Below are 15,924 nucleotides of genomic sequence, written 5' to 3'. Positions count from 1 at the left end.
AGCGGGTCAGTGCAATTGGAACGGGTCAGTGCCCGAGTTCTGTGACCTTGCGGTCGTCGCGTGGTGCCGCCGACCGGTCTTCTTCCGAGGAGCCCGGCAGCGTGTCGGGAAGAGGTTCGGCAGTAGCGATCTCAGCGATGGCAGCGCGCAATGTGTCCAGCCCTTGCCCCGTGCGCGCGCTCAAAAAGACGCGCGAAATATTACCATACTCATCCCGCTCGACCGCGTCCCCACGGGCCGCCAACTCGGGCACCGCGTCGATCTTGTTGAACACGAGCACCTGCCGGATCGTGTCCGCGCCGATTGCGTGCAACACCTCGTTCACCTGGTCGATCTGATCGAGACGCACCGCGCTCGACGCGTCGACGACATGCAGCAGCAGGTCGGCGTGAATCGTTTCCTCGAGCGTGGCGCGAAACGCCGCGACCAGTTGGTGAGGCAACTCGCGAATGAAGCCGACGGTATCCGACACCACCACCTGCCCCGCTTCGTCGCCGAGATAGACGCGCCGGGAGGTCGTGTCGAGCGTGGCGAACAACTGGTTGGCCGCATACGCCTGCGCCTTGGTCAACGCGTTGAAGAGCGTGGACTTGCCCGCATTCGTATAGCCGACGAGCGACACCGACATGGTTTGATTGCGTGAACGCTGGCGACGCTGCGTGCCATGCTGACGCCGCAGTTTTTCGAGCCGCGTCTTGAGCGCCTTGATGCGTTCGCCGATCAGCCGGCGGTCGGTTTCGAGCTGCGTCTCACCTGGACCGCGCAAGCCGATACCGCCTTTTTGCCGTTCGAGGTGGGTCCATGCGCGGATTAGCCGCGTCGACAGATACTGCAATTGCGCGAGTTCCACCTGCAGCTTGCCTTCATGGCTGCGGGCGCGCTGCGCAAAAATATCGAGGATGAGACTCGTGCGGTCGACCACGCGCCGATTAAGCGCTTGCTCCAGATTGCGCTGCTGGGCAGGCGCAAGAGCATGATTGAAGATGACGAGTTCGATGTCGTTCGCCTCACACGCAAGACGCAGTTCCTCGGCCTTGCCGCTGCCGACGAACATCTTCGCATCGGGACTGGCCCGGCGCCCAGTGAGGGTGACTAGAGGATTCGCGCCCGCGCTTTGTGCGAGCAGGCTGAGTTCTTCGAGACTGGCTTCGAAATCGATCTTACCGAAGTCGATGCCGACAAGCGCTGCATTGATCAAATTGGAGGGTATCAAAATGAGGCGGCCGGGAGTAATCGCCAACGGGCGACGTTACGCCGGCCGCGACGGGGGTTAGGACTGTTCAGAATCCGGGTGGAAATTCACCGGACGGGCTGGCACGACAGTCGAGATTGCGTGCTTGTAGACCATCTGGGTGACCGTATTCCGGAGCAACACGACGTACTGGTCGAACGATTCGATGTTCCCTTGAAGCTTGATGCCGTTGACCAGGTAGATCGACACCGGCACATGCTCTTTACGCAGTGCGTTCAAAAACGGGTCTTGTAACAATTGCCCTTTGTTGCTCATAGCAAACTCCGTATTTTTTTGCAGGTTGACTAAATTGACGACGGAAGAAAAAGGTATCCGCCGTCAACCGCTACACTATAGCCGATTTTCGTTTTTGCGCGAGGGCCCTGCCTGATCGGCCAAACCCAACACACACGCGGGTTTCAGCCTTTGTCCGCGTAAGGGTTCGTCGACGATCTGAACTCTATTCGCAATGGAGTCCCGGTCAGCTTGAAAGTTTCACGGAAGCGGTTTTCAAGGTAGCGTTTATACGTTTCGGTGATCGCGTCGAGCGCGTTGCCGTGAATCACAATGATCGGCGGATTCTGTCCGCCCTGGTGCGCGTAGCGCAATTTCGGCCGCACCGGACCACGGCGGCGCGGCTGCTGGAACTCCACTGCATCGATCAACGCGCGCGTGAGCTTCGGAGTGGGCAGCTTGGCCATTGCCGCGGCGTATGCGTCGTCGACCGAACGCATCAGCGGACCGATTCCAGTTTTTTCCGCAGCGGAAATGAAATGGAATTTGGCGAAGTCGAGAAATTTTAGTTTGCGTTCGAGGTCCGCTTTGGTGCGCTCGCGCACATGGGAGTCGAGCCCGTCCCACTTGTTCACGCCAACCACCAGCGCACGACCCTGCTCCACCACGAAGCCGGCGATATGCGCGTCCTGCTCCGAGATGTCCTGACGCGCGTCGAGCAGCAGAATCACGACATTCGCGTCCGAAATCGACTGCAGCGTTTTCACCACCGAGAACTTCTCGATCGCTTCGAACACCTTGCCGCGACGGCGCAAACCAGCCGTATCGATCAGCGTGTACGGCTTGCCCTGGCGTTCGAAGTCGACGTAGATCGAATCGCGCGTGGTTCCTGGCATATCAAACGCGATCACGCGCTCTTCGCCGACCAGCGCGTTGATCAATGTCGACTTGCCGACGTTCGGGCGGCCGACGATCGCGATCTTCACGCCGCGCGCTTCCTTTTCGTCGTCGCTCTCTTCTGGCTGTCCCGCGTATGCGACGTCGAGCGCCTCGTTGATCATTTCCGTCACGCCGTCGCCGTGCGCCGAGGAAATCGCACGCGGATCGCCGAGGCCGAGTTCATAGAAGTCAGCGGCGACTGTGCTGTACTTCATCCCTTCCGCCTTGTTGACGACGAGAAAAATCGGCCGGCCGGTCTTGCGGAGGTAGTCGGCAATCGATTTGTCTTGCGGCGCAAGACCATTGCGCCCGTCGACGATGAACACGACGATGTCCGATTCCTCCACCGCCTGGCGCGTCTGGCGCGCCATCTCGTGCAGAATGCCGTCTTTCGCGACAGGCTCGAAACCACCGGTGTCAACAACCAGGTACGGACGCTCGCCCGTGCGCCCTTCGCCGTAATGGCGATCGCGCGTCAGGCCGGGCAAATCGGCAACGAGTGCGTCACGCGAGCGCGTGAGGCGATTGAAGAGCGTGGATTTCCCCACATTGGGGCGCCCGACGAGGGCAATAACGGGTTTCATCAGATGTTGTTCACGGTGAAACGCGGATCGGAAGCGACCGTCCGCGTAGCGACGCCATTGCGCCGCTACACGGCAGCGTTTGACGAAAATTATCACGAATTCGGCCAGCCCCGGACGCGCTGTCCATATGCGCGCCGAGGTGGACGGGGGTTTGGCTGTATGCGCAGCGCCATCTGGCTGCGAGATTAAGTCTTCCTGCGGGGCGGCTCGCTCGCCAGTTGCATGACGCGTCTTGCGATGCCGCGCTAAGGTGGCGCCGCAAGCAGCCACCATGGCCACGTGGGCCGTCTTTCTGTCCGACTTGCCGGACCAGCCAGTCCGGTGAAATTCTTTTTACTTACTCTGCAGGGCTATGTGCAGCGCCGCCTGCGCTGTGCGGTAAAAGCTGTACTGCGCACGCTGCATAAAAGCGCGCGGCCGGCAAAGCCGGCCTGCACGCTCGACAACCTTCCTGCGCAATCAGCGCGGGCGATAGCCGTACAGATCGCCGTCGCGCGTTTGCACGACGAGCGTCTCTCCGGCCAGCACCGGCGCCGCGGTAATTGCGCTGCCGTCGGTCTTCACGCGCGCGACCAGCGTACCGTCGTCGCGCGACAGGAAGTGCACGTAGCCCTGATAGTCGCCCAGCACCGCAGCGTGGCCGAGGATGAACGGCACGCCGAGTTCGCGATTCTTGAGCTTGTCGTTCTTCCACAGCGGCGCACCGTTCGTGACGTCGAACGCCGACACCACCGACCAGTCGTCGGCCGCCACGACCGCGCGGTCATCCTGCGCGAGACCGCTTGCGCTCGAGAATGCTTTTTCCCACAGCGCGCGACCCGAGTTTGCGTCGAAGCAGCCAATCTGACCTTGGAACGTGACTGCGCAGGTTTCCGAACCGACCAGCGTGGGCGGCCCCGTCACGTCGTTGATACGCTCGACTTCCGTCACGCCCTTCGGATAGGAAACCGGCGTTTGCCAGTAATTCTCTCCCGTCTGCAGATTGATCGCGGCGAACGCGCCACCCGGGAATCCGGCCAGCACAGCCGCGTCGCCCGCGAAGGTCATACCCGACGACACACGCAGATTCAGCGGCACGGCGCGGTTGCGGTAGTTCCATTTCTGCTCGCCAGTTTGCGCGTTGAACGCGACGATCTGGCCGTCGACGGTACGCACGACCACGAGACCGTTGCCGACCAGCGGCGGCGAGATGATCTCGCCCGGCGCCTTGGCTGTCCACAACTGCTTGCCATCCGCGCCGAGCACGTAGACGTCGCCCTTCAAGCCGCCGACCGCCGTCAGCGTGCCGTCGCTGCCGACACCGGCGGAGATGTCGTCGTGCAGCTTGACTCGCCAGATGTCCTTACCGGTTTGCGCGTCGATCTTCGCAACCGAGCCATTGGTACCGGCCGCGTATACCGCGTCGCCGACCGCGACCGGCGAGAACAGATAACGTCCTGCCTTGCCTACGCTCGTCTTCCAGGCTTGCTGAACGTCGAGCACGGGTTTGAACTCGGTGAGCGGCGTCGGCACGCGGCGCTCGTCTTTCGTGGATGAGCAAGCCGCGAGAGCGAGGACGGTCATCGCACAGACAACGGGCACAGCGTAACGTTTCAGCAGATTCATCGGTGGACGAAGCATTCAGGAAATGGGTTAAAGAAAGACCGGTTGGTCGTTGCAGGCGGCGCGCTGCAGACAGCGCTTAGCCGCCCAGCGCGTCCAGCTTGAACTGGATCAACTGGCGCTCCGAAGTGTCGCTTTTCGGCAGCGAATCGATCGCGAGCTTGTAGGCGGCGCGCGCGTCGTCACGCTTACCCTGCGCGGCGAGCAGATCGCCGCGGCCGTTCGCCACGATGCCTTTGAACGCATCGGACTGCGGCTCGGCGAGCAGTGCAAGACCCTGGTCGTAAGCCTTTTCGTCGAGCAACAGCGAAGCAAGGCGCAGCTTGGCGATCTGCTTGAACTCGTCGTCCTTCGCGTGATCGATGGTCCATTGCAACTGGGCCTTTGCCGCGGCTTCGTCGCCGGTGGCGTAGAGCGCCTTGGCCGCTCCCAGCGCGGTCATTTGCGCGTACGCGGTGCGGCTGAACTTGTCTTCCATGTCCGCGGCGACGCGCGTGATCTTCGCCTTGTCGCCCGATGCCACGGCCTGCTGCACCTGGTCATACAGCACAGCGGCTTCCGCCGCCTGGCGCCGCTGCCAGAAATTCCAGCCGTTCCAGCCGGCTGCGGCGACCAGCACCACCAGCACGATCCACGTGGTTGCATTACCCCACTGCGCCCACCAAGCCTTCAGACCTTCAATCGATTCTTGTTCGTCGTGGTAACTCATTGCCCGGCGATTTCCTCATTCTTGCTACTTGTGCGTGTCGAACCAAGGGGCTCGACGACATCGCGATCAGTCGTCGCCGTCTTCGGCGGTTGCAACCATCGCATTGATTAGAAATTCGGTCAAGTCTTCGGCGGGCACGTTATGTTGCTCGTTTTTACCGCCGTTAGCATTGGTATCTCGCAGCGGTTTGACCCCGACCGTGCCGTTGGCGATCTCATCGTCGCCGAGCACTACCGCAAACGCGGCGCCGCTCGCGTCGGCACGCTTCATTTGCGATTTGAAGCTCGCCGACTGACCGTCCGCGCTGCAATGCAGGATGACGTCCAGACCCGTGTCGCGCAGCCGCTCGGCAATGATGAAGGCCTGCTCGCGCGCGGCGTCGCCCTGATGGACCACGTAGACGTCGCAACCTTCATCTTCCGGCACGAGTTGATCTTCCTTCAGCAACTCGAGAATTCGCTCGATGCCCATTGCCCAACCGCAAGCCGCCGTGGGCTTGCCGCCGAGCTGCTCGATCAGCGGATCGTAACGGCCGCCCGCCGCGACGGTGCCCTGCGCGCCGAGCTTATCGGTCACCCATTCGAACACAGTCAGATTGTAATAATCGAGGCCTCGCACGAGACGTGGATTGATTTTGAACGGAATGTTGTTCGCCTTCAGAATGCGCTGCAAACCTTCGAAGTGGGCGCGCGATTCCTCGCCGAGGAAATCGATCAGCTTCGGCGCGTTCTGCGCGACTTCCTGCAGCGCCGGATTCTTCGTGTCGAGCACGCGCAGCGGATTCGTGTAAAGACGCCGCTTCGCGTCTTCGTCGAGCACGTCCATGTGCTTTTCGAGGTACGCAATCAATTCGACGCGATGCGCCGCGCGCTCTTCCGCGAGGCCGAGCGAATTGATTTCCAGCTTGATGCCCGTCAGGCCGAGGTCGTCCCACAGGCGCTGGCACATCATGATGATTTCAGCGTCGGCATCCGGGCCGGCGAAGCCCAACGCTTCCACGCCCACCTGATGAAACTGGCGATAACGGCCGCGCTGCGGACGCTCGTGCCGGAACATCGGACCGATGTACCACAGGCGCTTCGGGCCGTCGTACAGCATGTTGTGCTCGATAGCCGCGCGCACCACCGCTGCCGTGTTTTCCGGGCGCATGGTCAAATTTTCACCGTTCAACGCGTCGGTGAAGCTGTACATCTCTTTCTCGACGATGTCGGTCACTTCCCCGATACCGCGGGTGAACAACTGCGTGTGTTCGACGATCGGCGTACGAATATTCTGGTATCCGTACGAACGCAGCATCGACTTGACGGTGGTTTCAAAAAAATCCCACAGCCCGGCTTCCTGCGGAAGGATATCGTTCATGCCCTTCACGCCGGACAGCTTTTCGAGCTTTTTCTTCTGTTCAGTCATCTGTATTCGATAGCCGATGTTTAGTTGAGTGCCTCGGCGCGGCCATAGCGGCGCTCGACGTAGTCACTCACGATTTGCTGGAATTCTTGCGCGATGTTATCGCCGCGCAGCGTCTTGACCTTCTCGCCGTCGATGAATACCGGCGCGGCCGGATTCTCGCCCGAACCCGGCAGGCTGATGCCGATGTTCGCCTGCTTCGACTCGCCGGGACCGTTGACGATGCAGCCCATCACCGCGACGTGCATCTTTTCGACGCCAGGATACTGATCGCGCCACGCCGGCATCTGCGTGCGCAGATATGTCTGAATTTGCGATGCCAGTTCCTGGAACAGCGTGCTGGTAGTACGGCCGCAACCCGGGCATGCAATCACCATCGGGGTGAAAGAGCGCAGGCCCATGGTCTGCAGGATTTCCTGACCGACGATGACCTCGCCGGTACGCGACGCGCCCGGCTCCGGCGTGAGCGAAATACGGATCGTGTCGCCGATGCCCTGCTGCAGCAACACCGACAACGCCGCCGTCGACGCAACGATGCCCTTCGAGCCCATGCCCGCTTCCGTCAAACCGAGATGCAGCGCGAATTCGCAACGGCGCGCGAGTTCGCGGTACACGGCGATCAGATCCTGCACGCCGCTCACTTTGCACGACAGAATGATCTGCTTGCGCGACAGGCCCAGTTCCACAGCGCGCTCCGCCGAGCCGATGGCCGACTGGATCAGCGCTTCGTACATGACGCTTTGCGCTTCCCACGGCGTGGAACGTGCCGCGTTTTCGTCCATCATCCTGGCGAGCAGGTCCTGGTCCAGACTGCCCCAGTTCACGCCGATGCGCACCGGCTTGTCGTATTTCACCGCCGCTTCGATCATTTGCGCGAATTGCGTGTCGCGCTTCGCGCCGTGGCCGACGTTGCCCGGATTGATCCGGTACTTCGACAGTGACTCCGCACAAGCCGGGTAATCGCGCAGCAGTAGGTGGCCGTTGTAATGGAAATCGCCGACCAGCGGCACGGAAACGCCCATGCGGTCGAGCTGCTCGCGCACCGCCGGCACGGCCGCGGCCGCCTCCGGCGTGTTCACCGTGATGCGCACCAGTTCCGAACCGGCTTGCGCCAGTTCCTTGATCTGAATAGCGGTGCCGATGGCGTCCGCGGTATCCGTGTTGGTCATCGACTGGACGCGCACGGGCGCGTCGCCGCCAATCGTGACGAGCTGTCCGCCCCAACGGACGTCCACCGCATGCGACTTGCGCCGCGCCGCATGGCCGCCGAACACCGGCTCGTTTGACACAATTTTGCTACTGGATTGGGATTGAGCTTCGGATTGCATCGAAAGACCCATTTACGCCACAGGCGCCATGTAAAAAATGTGGCGCCTGAATTGAAAAAGCGCCGCGGTCCGGTCGGCCGCGGCGCATACCGTCTGTATCAAGGCAGCGCAAAGCGCGCCACGTTACCTTTCGCCGCCGCATATTTCGACGGATCGACCGGCTGACCGTCGAGTGTCAGCGACTCCAGACCGGCCCTGTTGCCGACCGTGACCTTGAAAGGCGCTTCGCCCGTCACTTCCTTCGTATCGCCTGCATGCACGAGGCCGGAGAATACTTCCTTGCCGTTCTTACCGCGCACGCTGAACCAGGTATCCTGGGTCACGCGCAACGCGACGATTGCCGAACCCGCAGCCGGTGCTGCGACTGCCGCAGACGCTCCAGCGACAATAGCCGGAGCGCTCGCAGCAGCCGCCGCCGTGACGGGCGGCGCGGAAGCCGGCGCGGTGCCGGCCGCGAGCGGCACGGCCATCGGCGTGGCCGACCCGGCGCTCTGCGCCGCGGCCTGCGTTTCAGGCTCGGACGCCGCCTCTTGCGCGGTTGCCTCCGAGCCCGCCGACGGGCCTTGCGCGACGGCGCCCGAAGCGCCAGTAGCACCACCCGCGCCACCATCGGCGCTCGCTTTCAGACGCGCAAGCCATGCCGTCGAATCGCCGCCATTGGTATGCCACATGGCGAGCGCGATCACCGCGACAATCACCGCTGCAACGCCCCACAACCACGAACGGCTTCTTTGCGCTCCACCACCGAGCGACAGCGACACGCGGCCGCGCGGCAAGTCGGTGCCCGAGGACGCAGGCATCGAAAGATCCGGCGCAGGCACGCCCTTCTCGCGGCGCAACGCCTGCGTGAACGGCGTAGGATCGGCGCCAAGCATCTTCGCATAGCTGCGCACTACGCCGAGCGCAAAGGTCGTATCCGGCAAATGGCTGATGTCGCCGGATTCCAGCGCACGCAATTTGGCGGGCGCTACTTTGAGACGAGCCGATACGTCTTCGATCGACAAGCCCTTGGATTCCCGCAGTTGCGTCAAGCGCGCGCCGACCGCGGCCAGCGAGTCCAGGCCCGGCTGCACAACAGGCTGCACCACCGCCCGTGCGACTGGCGCCGGGCGGCCTTCGTTCGTGTCTGTGTCATGCGGCTGCGGGTGCTGCGGCTCACTCATCCCAAATCCTTTCGCGTCGATTCTTTTTTCACTCGTGCAACCGGACCGGTCCAAACCTCATGTCCGAATCGCAGACCGTTTATAACAAAATGCGCGGCCTCATGTGCCGCTTCCGATCGATTCTGCAAACTTTCTTTTCAATCGCCGGTGGCGCGACGCGCGTTTGAGCATTTTCCGGTACCTCGTCCGAATGCCCACACGCGCCGCCTTCCGGCTACACGGCACGAACCTCGATGATCTTCGCCGCCTTCCCGGTGCGCTCAGCGAGACGCGTGCGGTCTTTCACCGCACCGGCCAACTGACCGCAGGCAGCGTCGATATCATCGCCGCGTGTTTTGCGCACTGTGGTGACGACGCCCGCGTCCATCAACACTTGTGCAAACCGCTTGATCTGTTCCTGCTTCGAACGGACGAGGCCCGATTCGGGGAACGGATTGAACGGAATCAGATTGAACTTGCACGGGACGTCGCGTGTGAGGGCCAGCAGTTCGCGCGCTTGCGCTTCACTGTCGTTCACGCCATCGAGCATGCAATATTCGAATGTAATGAAATCGCGCGGCGCGACTTTCAGATAGCGCTGGCAAGCCGCCATCAATTCGCGCAGCGGATATTTTTTGTTCAAGGGCACCAGCATGTCGCGCAGCGGATCGCTCGGCGCATGCAACGAAACAGCCAGCGCAACGGGCAAGTCGGCGCCGAGCCGGTCCATCATGGGGACAACGCCCGAGGTTGACAACGTGACGCGCCGGCGCGACAGGCCATAGGCGTTGTCGTCCAGCATCAGACGCATGGCGGGCACGACCGCGTCGTAGTTCAGGAGCGGCTCCCCCATGCCCATCATCACGACGTTCGTGACGACGCGCTCGCCCTTGCCGTCACCGCCCGTGGCACGGCCGCCAGCCACCCCGCGCGACGCACGCAGCGCGAACTCAGCCATGCGCAACTGGCCGATGATTTCGCCGGTTGTGAGGTTGCGGGAAAAACCCTGCTTGCCGGTCGAACAGAAACGACAGTTCACCGCGCAGCCCGCTTGCGACGACACGCACAGCGTGCCACGCGTTTCCTCGGGGATGAAAACAGTTTCGACTGCGTTGCTGTTGCCGACGTCGATCAGCCACTTGCGTGTGCCGTCGGTGGAAATATGGTCACTGACAATGCCGGGCATCGAAATCGTGGCGCGGCCTTTGAGCTTTTCGCGCAAGGACTTCGCGAGATCGGTCATGCCGTCGAAGTCGGCAGCGTTGTACTGGTGGATCCAGCGCTGCAATTGCTTGGCGCGAAACGGCTTCTCGCCCAGGCTGTCGCAGTAAGCGACGAGCCCTTGGGCGTCGAGATCGAGAAGGTTGACGGTGGGACTGCTCGTCATATCGAATCCTGCCATTTCAGTGCGAGACTGCGTTCATGCAACAAGCTGCATGAACGCAATGCCGTTCGCGCCCATTCCTGCTGCTTTTACCTTACTACTTTGCCCGGCGATTCGTGCGATAAAACGGATCGGCTGCACCGACCGCCGAGGCAGTCGAGCATTAACGCGAGTACACGTTCACTTGCGGGAAGAAGAACGCGATTTCAACTGCAGCCGTTTCGGCTGCGTCGGAACCGTGAACTGCGTTTGCGTCGATGCTGTCGGCGAAGTCAGCACGGATCGTGCCCTTTTCCGCCTTCTTCGGGTCCGTTGCACCCATCAGGTCACGGTGCTTCAGGACGGCGTTTTCGCCTTCGAGCACTTGCACGACCACCGGGCCCGAGATCATGAATTCGACCAGGTCCTTGAAGAACGGGCGTGCGGCGTGCACGGCGTAGAACTTTTCAGCGTCGGCACGCGACAGATGGACCATGCGCGAAGCCACGATCTTCAGACCAGCGTTTTCGAAACGGCTGTAGATCTGCCCGATCACGTTCTTGGCCACTGCGTCCGGCTTGATAATCGACAGGGTGCGTTCGATCGCCATAAAAACTCCAAAAAATTAAGAGGTTACAGATTCAAATGAATCCGCTATTGTAGCATGTTCCCGTGTATGATTGCGATTGACCCCTTACAACACTGAAAGACTCCGGGCAGGAGTTTCTGAATACTGGTAGCGTAGGCCGTGTGGATACTTTCAAGGTATTTGAGGGTATTGAAACTCCCAGCCACCGCGCCAATCTTAGGAACGAGTAGTCCGCGACCGGCGCTGAAATTGCCTCCGGCACGGCCCACTGCAAGAGCGCTGGACAACCCGCTGACAACATCACGCAACACGCTTCTGACGTAAGGAGAGACCATGAACGATCATCCGTATAGCTTTGGCCGCACTGGCGCGGTTAGCACAGTCGAAACGCGCAACCGCGTGCTGCGAAACACCTACTGGCTGCTCGCGCTGTCAATGATTCCGACAGTGCTCGGCGCCTGGGTAGGCCTCGCCACCGGTTTCTCGCTTTTCGCCGCCACAAGCCCGGCCATGAGCATGCTGGCGTTCTTCGCGATCGCCTTCGGCTTCATGTTCGCCATTGAGAAAACGAAAGATAGCGCCGCCGGCGTGTTCGTGCTGCTCGGCTTCACGTTCTTCATGGGCCTGATGCTGTCGCGCATCCTGGGCTTTGTGCTGGGTTTCTCCAACGGCCCGTCGCTCATCATGCTCGCCTTCGGTGGCACTGGCGTGATCTTCGCCTCTATGGCAACGATCGCCACCGTCAGCAAGCGCGACTTCTCGGGTCTCGGCAAGTGGCTCTTCATGGGCGTGATCGTGCTGCTGCTGGCGTCGGTCGCGAACGTGTTCCTGCATCTGCCGGCGCTGATGCTCACGGTTTCCGTCATGGCAATTGTGATTTTCTCGGCCTACATGCTGTTCGACGTCCAACGCGTCGTGAACGGCGGTGAGACGAACTACATCACGGCTGCGCTCGCTATTTATCTCGACCTGTACAACGTCTTCGTCAACCTGCTCGCGCTGCTCGGCATCTTCGGCGGCAACCGCAACTAAGCCTGACGTTTCTCGAACCAGGGCGCGGCACTGTAACCGCCGCCCTTGTAGAAAAGCCCATAACGATCAATCGTTATGGGCTTTTTTCGTTGCGCCGCCGTTTCTGGCGACTCAGCACCCGCCGTACGGAAAACTCACAGGCTCAGCCAGGCAAAACCTTCGGCTTGGGAAGCCACCACGACTTCGGTCGGTGCCGCGCCCAGCACGCCTGCCATGGCGGCCTGCGCCAGTTCGGGCAAATTGTTCTGCTGACTCAAATGCGCGGCAACCAGATGGCGCAGATGCGAGCGATCGAGCGAGGCCAGAATGTCCGCCGCCGCGTCGTTGTTCAAATGCCCGTGATTGCCGCCGATGCGCGCCTTCAGCGATTGCGGATAGCGGCTGCCGGCCAGCATCCGCACATCGTGATTGCATTCGAGCACGAGCGCGTCGCAGCCACTCAACACCGAACTGATATGCGGCGTGGAGGTGCCGACATCCGTCAGCACGCCAAGGCGGCTCGCACCGTTCGAGAATACGTATTGCAACGGCTCGCGGGCATCGTGAGGGACCGTGTACGGAAGAACGCTGAGGTCGCCGATCGCCACCGCCTCGTCGCCCCAAAGCACTTGCAGGTCGACGTCGGCTTCATCGGCGCCCACCGCGCGGGCGGTGCCCCAGCTCATATACAGCGGAATCGACCACTTGCGCGCCAGCGTCAGCGCGCTGCCAATGTGGTCGCTATGTTCATGGGTGACGACAATAGCGTCGAGACCTTCCACGCTCGCGCCGAGCCGCGTCAGGCGCCGCTCGACTTCCTTCGCCGAAAAACCGCAATCGAGCAGCACGCGCGTGGTGGTCGCGCCGCTTTGCGCTTCCACCAGCAATGCATTGCCTTCACTGCCGCTGCCAAGACTTGCGAATCGCACAGCCCGATTAGTTCAGTTGCGCGTGCAGGAGCGTCACGATGCGCTGCGCGTCGGACGAATTGTCGATCTGCCCGTTAGCGTCAAGCACTGCGACTTGCGTCACGGCATCGCCCTTCGAGCGCACGTTGACGAGAAACTCCTGTCCGGGTTTCTTCGACGAATTGCCGCTGTAAAACAGCTTGCCCAGGAGCCCTTCCTTCTTCAGCTCCTGCATCGAATCCGCGTAGCGCACGTAGTAGATGCCCTTCGCGCGATCGCGGTTGTCGACGGTGAAGTTGGTGCGGTCGAGCGCAAGGCCCACGCGCAGCCATGCACGGTCGAACGATTCCTGCAGATCGAGCGTCGATGTGCCTGCGCTCTTGTCAAGCGTGGCCGGCGCAGCGGCCGGGCGCGCTTCGGTCAGCAGTTGCTTCGACTGCTTTTCGGTCAGGCCGAATTTCTGCATCAGCTTGGTCAGGAACAGCGCTTCGAGCGCCGGATCGCGCGGACGCTCTTCCCAGCGCGACGAGGTCTTGTCCTGCCCCGTCAGCACTTCTTCCATGGCGCTATGCGTGACGGAAATGTCCGTCGTCTCTGACGGACCACGCGACACGAGCGTGCGGAAACTGTCCCGGGTACCCGAGGAATACGCGAAGTCGATCACCTTGCCCACGGTACGGCGGAACCAGTCGTCCGGAATATTGGCGCGGTTTTCAGCCCAGTCGGTCACCATGATGCCGGTAGCCGGCGCGTCGGTTTTCAGCGCGAAGCCGTTTTCCTGCCAGAACTCCTGCAACTGCGGCCACAGTTGTTCCGGCGAGCGGCCGTCGACCACCAGCCAGCGGCGGTCGCCGTCACGCTCGATGTGCATGCCGTACGGATCCTGCGCGGTCGGCTGGCCTTCCGTCGAGTTGCCGGCAGCCGTAACCGCGCGCTGCGTGGCGCCGCCCAAGGCCAGTGTGGCCGGCGGCGCGACGTAGCGCTGATCGGTCGGCGTGGTGGTCAGATCGCCGGGGACAGCGAGCGGCGGCGCGCTGCCCGCGCCTTTGTAATTCACGCGATCGGACGCAAACCAGTCGTTCAGGGTGTCACAGCCGGCGAGCGTCACCAGGGCAAGCGTCAGCGCCGCCATGCGGGTTGCGTGGAGGGAAAGTGCGGAACGTTTCATGAGGTCCTTCGTGATACTGGAACGCGGTGCCTGGTTCTGTGTGCCGGGAACGTGGGCTGGATCGACGTCGGTTAAGGGAATGCCGGTGGGCGGAGTGAGCGCTGACGGGTACGCGGGCGACCCGCTTATCCCAGCAGGCCCGCTTCGCGCAGCGCGCCACGCACCACTTCGTGGTATTGCGCGTCGAGCGGCGTAAGCGGCAGGCGGATTCCGCCCTGCACACGACCCAGCTGCTGCAGTGCCCATTTCGCCGGAATCGGATTCGATTCGATGAACAGGTTCTTGTGCAGCGACAGGAGCTTCAGATGAATCTCGCGCGCGGTCTTTGCGTCCGCCGCAAGCGCGGCTTTGCACAGTTCGCTCATTGCGCGCGGCGCGACGTTTGCCGTGACCGAAATATTGCCGTGGCCGCCAAGCAGCATCAGCGCGACCGCCGTAGGATCGTCGCCGCTGTAGATGCCGAAATGCGCGGGCGCCGACTTGATCAGATGCGCGGCGCGATCGATATTGCCGGTCGCTTCCTTCACACCGATGATGCCCGGCACCTGCGCGCAACGCAGAATGGTCTCGTTGCTCATGTCCGCGACCGTGCGGCCCGGCACGTTATACAGGAGGACCGGCAGATCGACCGTTTCCGCAATCTTCACGAAATGGCGATAGATGCCTTCCTGGGTCGGCTTGTTGTAGTACGGCACGACCTGCAGCGTGGCGTCCGCGCCGACTTCCTTCGCCTGGCGCGTGAGTTCGATGGCTTCGGTGGTGGAGTTGCCGCCCGAGCCCGCGATTACTGGCATCCGGCCCGCGGTGTGCTCGACCGCGGTTTTGACCATCAGCACATGTTCTTCGACAGACAACGTGGCCGACTCGCCACTCGTGCCGACGACGACGAGCGCATTAGTGCCCTCCGCGACGTGCCAGTCGATCAGTTTGCGAAATGCCGGCAGATCGAGGCTGCCGTCTTCAAGCATTGGGGTAATGATGGCAGGAATGCTGCCGCGAATCTGAACGCCGTCGTTGCCGGCCGGGTTGCCGCGCGGGTTGCCGGATTGATTGCCGTTAGTCATGAAACGCCATGAATTTGATCAGGTAAACCGCGATTGTAGCGGATTAGCCAGCCAACTCGTAACAAGGCGGGGGCGCCGCCTGCGCGGGGTTGTCTGAGCGCTCCGTCTCCAGAATCGCGCAGATGCGCTGGACGTAAGCCGGGCGTGGCTGCGCGAGAAAACCGTCCTGAAACGCGACGACCCGCAACTGGCCGCGCACGACGTCGAGCAGTTCGCCGGGGGCGAGCAGGAACGCGGTATTAGAGGGTTTGCCGACCGTTTCGTTTCCTTGCGCGAAGGTCTCGTAAACCAGTACGCCGCCGGGCGCGAGCGAACGGATCAGTTGTGGAAAGAGCGGCCGGTGCAGATAGTTGGTGACGATCACCGCGGCAAACTTTGCGTCCGCAGGCAACGGCCAAGGCGCGCGCTCGATGTCGGCCGCGACCGGTGTGACGAGCGGCGCGTCGGCGAGCGTGTTCAGCGCCGCCGCGTCGCGGTCGATTGCCGTCACCGGATGACCCAGCGACGCAAAAAACCGCGCGTGCCGCCCCGCGCCCGACGCCACGTCGAGCACGGCGCCGCCTGCCGCGACCAGATGCGCCCAATGACGCACCCAGCGCGACGGCTCGCCCAATCCATGCATGGCAGCGGCGGTGCTCATGGCGCTCG

General features: G+C 62.1%; 15 protein-coding genes. 1 reads left to right on the top strand and 14 read right to left on the bottom strand.

All coding sequences use genetic code 11. From position 1 onward, the window contains the following. Positions 1-25: 25 nt before the first annotated feature. The 10 genes from hflX to ndk all read right to left on the bottom strand — a co-directional run bounded on the left by hflX (position 26) and on the right by ndk (position 11,146). Positions 26-1,213 (bottom strand): GTPase HflX, encoded by a 1,188-nt coding sequence (gene hflX, locus C0Z16_RS03300; RefSeq protein WP_102630995.1) that lies wholly within the window; start codon positions 1,211-1,213, stop codon positions 26-28. Between the two features lie 57 nt (positions 1,214-1,270). Further along, positions 1,271-1,507 carry an RNA chaperone Hfq gene (hfq, locus tag C0Z16_RS03295; RefSeq protein WP_006051315.1) on the bottom strand — a complete coding sequence of 79 codons (237 nt, stop codon included), beginning with the start codon at positions 1,505-1,507 and terminating at the stop codon, positions 1,271-1,273. A 143-nt stretch (positions 1,508-1,650) separates the two neighbouring features. Continuing rightward, positions 1,651-2,988 carry a ribosome biogenesis GTPase Der gene (der, locus tag C0Z16_RS03290; RefSeq protein ID WP_102630994.1) on the bottom strand — a complete coding sequence of 446 codons (1,338 nt, stop codon included), beginning with the start codon at positions 2,986-2,988 and terminating at the stop codon, positions 1,651-1,653. A 459-nt stretch (positions 2,989-3,447) separates the two neighbouring features. Continuing rightward, a complete protein-coding gene (gene bamB, locus C0Z16_RS03285) occupies positions 3,448-4,593 on the bottom strand; it encodes an outer membrane protein assembly factor BamB (RefSeq protein WP_102630792.1) in 1,146 nt (381 codons plus the stop codon). Between the two features lie 76 nt (positions 4,594-4,669). Beyond that, the gene (locus C0Z16_RS03280; RefSeq protein ID WP_102630791.1) at positions 4,670-5,299 is read right to left on the bottom strand and encodes a YfgM family protein; all 630 of its coding nucleotides are present in this window, start codon (positions 5,297-5,299) and stop codon (positions 4,670-4,672) included. A 66-nt stretch (positions 5,300-5,365) separates the two neighbouring features. Continuing rightward, a complete protein-coding gene (hisS, locus tag C0Z16_RS03275) occupies positions 5,366-6,706 on the bottom strand; it encodes a histidine--tRNA ligase (RefSeq protein ID WP_102630790.1) in 1,341 nt (446 codons plus the stop codon). A gap of 20 nt (positions 6,707-6,726) precedes the next feature. Further along, positions 6,727-8,043 (bottom strand): flavodoxin-dependent (E)-4-hydroxy-3-methylbut-2-enyl-diphosphate synthase, encoded by a 1,317-nt coding sequence (ispG, locus tag C0Z16_RS03270; RefSeq protein WP_102630789.1) that lies wholly within the window; start codon positions 8,041-8,043, stop codon positions 6,727-6,729. Positions 8,044-8,129: 86 nt separating this feature from the next. Further along, a complete protein-coding gene (locus C0Z16_RS03265; protein WP_102630788.1) occupies positions 8,130-9,194 on the bottom strand; it encodes a helix-turn-helix domain-containing protein in 1,065 nt (354 codons plus the stop codon). Positions 9,195-9,408: 214 nt separating this feature from the next. Then, entirely contained in the window at positions 9,409-10,560 is a 1,152-nt protein-coding gene (gene rlmN / locus C0Z16_RS03260; RefSeq protein WP_102630993.1) for a 23S rRNA (adenine(2503)-C(2))-methyltransferase RlmN, read from the bottom strand. 160 nt (positions 10,561-10,720) lie between these two features. Beyond that, positions 10,721-11,146: a nucleoside-diphosphate kinase gene (gene ndk / locus C0Z16_RS03255; RefSeq protein ID WP_006051306.1), complete on the bottom strand. Its 426-nt coding sequence runs from the start codon at positions 11,144-11,146 to the stop codon at positions 10,721-10,723. A gap of 312 nt (positions 11,147-11,458) precedes the next feature. Here ndk and C0Z16_RS03245 point away from each other — a divergent pair, with 312 nt between their 5' ends. Beyond that, a complete protein-coding gene (locus C0Z16_RS03245; RefSeq protein WP_027799620.1) occupies positions 11,459-12,157 on the top strand; it encodes a Bax inhibitor-1/YccA family protein in 699 nt (232 codons plus the stop codon). A 134-nt stretch (positions 12,158-12,291) separates the two neighbouring features. On the opposite strand, the gene C0Z16_RS03240 is transcribed toward C0Z16_RS03245, so the two are convergent. The 4 genes from C0Z16_RS03240 to C0Z16_RS03225 all read right to left on the bottom strand — a co-directional run bounded on the left by C0Z16_RS03240 (position 12,292) and on the right by C0Z16_RS03225 (position 15,916). Then, positions 12,292-13,065 (bottom strand): MBL fold metallo-hydrolase, encoded by a 774-nt coding sequence (locus tag C0Z16_RS03240; RefSeq protein ID WP_102630786.1) that lies wholly within the window; start codon positions 13,063-13,065, stop codon positions 12,292-12,294. 7 nt (positions 13,066-13,072) lie between these two features. Beyond that, the gene (bamC, locus tag C0Z16_RS03235) at positions 13,073-14,212 is read right to left on the bottom strand and encodes an outer membrane protein assembly factor BamC (RefSeq protein WP_102630785.1); all 1,140 of its coding nucleotides are present in this window, start codon (positions 14,210-14,212) and stop codon (positions 13,073-13,075) included. A 125-nt stretch (positions 14,213-14,337) separates the two neighbouring features. Beyond that, positions 14,338-15,276 (bottom strand): 4-hydroxy-tetrahydrodipicolinate synthase, encoded by a 939-nt coding sequence (dapA, locus tag C0Z16_RS03230; protein WP_102630784.1) that lies wholly within the window; start codon positions 15,274-15,276, stop codon positions 14,338-14,340. A 43-nt stretch (positions 15,277-15,319) separates the two neighbouring features. Further along, entirely contained in the window at positions 15,320-15,916 is a 597-nt protein-coding gene (locus tag C0Z16_RS03225; RefSeq protein ID WP_102630783.1) for a class I SAM-dependent methyltransferase, read from the bottom strand. Positions 15,917-15,924 lie beyond the last annotated feature (8 nt).

The sequence above is a fragment of the Paraburkholderia rhynchosiae genome, assembly GCF_002879865.1.
Lineage (GTDB): Bacteria > Pseudomonadota > Gammaproteobacteria > Burkholderiales > Burkholderiaceae > Paraburkholderia > Paraburkholderia rhynchosiae.
The sequence above is the reverse complement of the archived record's forward strand: the minus strand, read 5'-3'. Positions and strand labels throughout refer to the sequence as shown.

Bases quoted from the DNA above. Each gene is read 5' to 3' on its own strand.
- hfq (WP_006051315.1), bottom strand. From the start codon at position 1,507: ATGAGCAACAAAGGGCAATTGTTACAAGACCCGTTTTTGAACGCACTG.
- der (WP_102630994.1), bottom strand. From the start codon at position 2,988: ATGAAACCCGTTATTGCCCTCGTCGGGCGCCCCAATGTGGGGAAATCC.
- bamB (WP_102630792.1), bottom strand. From the start codon at position 4,593: ATGAATCTGCTGAAACGTTACGCTGTGCCCGTTGTCTGTGCGATGACC.
- C0Z16_RS03280 (WP_102630791.1), bottom strand. From the start codon at position 5,299: ATGAGTTACCACGACGAACAAGAATCGATTGAAGGTCTGAAGGCTTGG.
- hisS (WP_102630790.1), bottom strand. From the start codon at position 6,706: ATGACTGAACAGAAGAAAAAGCTCGAAAAGCTGTCCGGCGTGAAGGGC.
- ispG (WP_102630789.1), bottom strand. From the start codon at position 8,043: ATGGGTCTTTCGATGCAATCCGAAGCTCAATCCCAATCCAGTAGCAAA.
- C0Z16_RS03265 (WP_102630788.1), bottom strand. From the start codon at position 9,194: ATGAGTGAGCCGCAGCACCCGCAGCCGCATGACACAGACACGAACGAA.
- rlmN (WP_102630993.1), bottom strand. From the start codon at position 10,560: ATGACGAGCAGTCCCACCGTCAACCTTCTCGATCTCGACGCCCAAGGG.
- ndk (WP_006051306.1), bottom strand. From the start codon at position 11,146: ATGGCGATCGAACGCACCCTGTCGATTATCAAGCCGGACGCAGTGGCC.
- C0Z16_RS03245 (WP_027799620.1), top strand. From the start codon at position 11,459: ATGAACGATCATCCGTATAGCTTTGGCCGCACTGGCGCGGTTAGCACA.
- bamC (WP_102630785.1), bottom strand. From the start codon at position 14,212: ATGAAACGTTCCGCACTTTCCCTCCACGCAACCCGCATGGCGGCGCTG.
- dapA (WP_102630784.1), bottom strand. From the start codon at position 15,276: ATGACTAACGGCAATCAATCCGGCAACCCGCGCGGCAACCCGGCCGGC.
- C0Z16_RS03225 (WP_102630783.1), bottom strand. From the start codon at position 15,916: ATGAGCACCGCCGCTGCCATGCATGGATTGGGCGAGCCGTCGCGCTGG.